The following is a 1,030-nucleotide window of genomic DNA, read 5'->3' as shown; positions in this document are numbered from 1 at the left end:
CCAGTGGTCGAGCTCGCCGATCCTGGCGGGGACCTCCTCGCGCAGGCGGTGGGCCCAGGTCCGGAACGAGGTGGGCACCGGCTCCAGCACCGCCCGCGGGTCGGCCGCCTCCGAGGCGCCTCCCTCCGATGCCGTCCCCTCCGCCGTGGTCCTCTCGGGGGTGCTCGTCTCGAGGTCGGACCGCTCTGACTCGAGCCGTTCCGACGAGCTCTGCCCAGGGGTGTTCCGCTCCGGCGCGGTGGCGTTCCACGCGGCGTACAGGTCCGGCAGCAGGATGCGCCACGACACCCCGTCGACCGCCAGATGATGCACCGTCACCACCAACCGGCCCGACACCCCCGGACCGGCATCGACCCACACCACCCCCACCACCCGGCCCGACCCCGGATCCAACCCCGCCCGCGACACCTCCGCCTCCCGCACCACCACCCGCGCCAAGACCTCCTCCACCACCCCGGCCCCCCGGACCTCCCCGGTCGTGCCGGACGCGTCGGACGTCCCGGATGTCTCAGGCGCCGACGCGGCCACCGCCACCCGCCGCACGCGTTCGGCGGCCGGGACCGCCCCCCGCGCGGCCACCTCATACCCACCCCCCGGCACCGACCGCACCCGCAACACATCATGGTGATCCACCACCGCCTGCACCGCCGCCGTCAAACGCCCCAACCCCAACCCCGGCGGCACCCGCACCACCACCGTCTGACTGAAACCATCGACCGGCCCGCCCAGACCACGCAACCACGCCATGATCGGCGTCTCGGGGAACCACCCCGTCCCCGCACCCTCCGCCTCACCACCACCGGCCGACTCCTGCACCGCCACCGCCGCCAACTCCCGCACACTCTGATACCGGAACACATCCCGCGGCGAGAACACCAACCCCACCCCCCGCGCCCGCGCCACCAACCGAATCGCCACGATGCTGTCCCCACCCAGATCGAAGAACCCCTCATCCACCCCCACCCCCGAAACCCCCAACACCTCCGCGAACAACCCGCACAAAACCCCCTCACGCACCGACAACCCACCC

The 1,030-nt window shown here is 73.0% G+C and carries 1 protein-coding gene; it reads right to left on the bottom strand.

Annotation, left to right across the window (positions count from 1 at the left end; translation table 11 throughout):
• Window positions 1–1,017 (bottom strand): phosphopantetheine-binding protein (locus AB0G16_RS38840; RefSeq protein ID WP_362816049.1); only part of this gene is annotated, 1,017 nt, incomplete at its 3' end.
• Between the last annotated feature and the right edge of the window lie 13 nt (window positions 1,018–1,030).

This window comes from Streptosporangium sp. NPDC023615 (assembly GCF_040640155.1).
Lineage (GTDB): Bacteria > Actinomycetota > Actinomycetes > Streptosporangiales > Streptosporangiaceae > Streptosporangium.
This window is presented reverse-complemented; position numbering and strand designations above follow the sequence as displayed.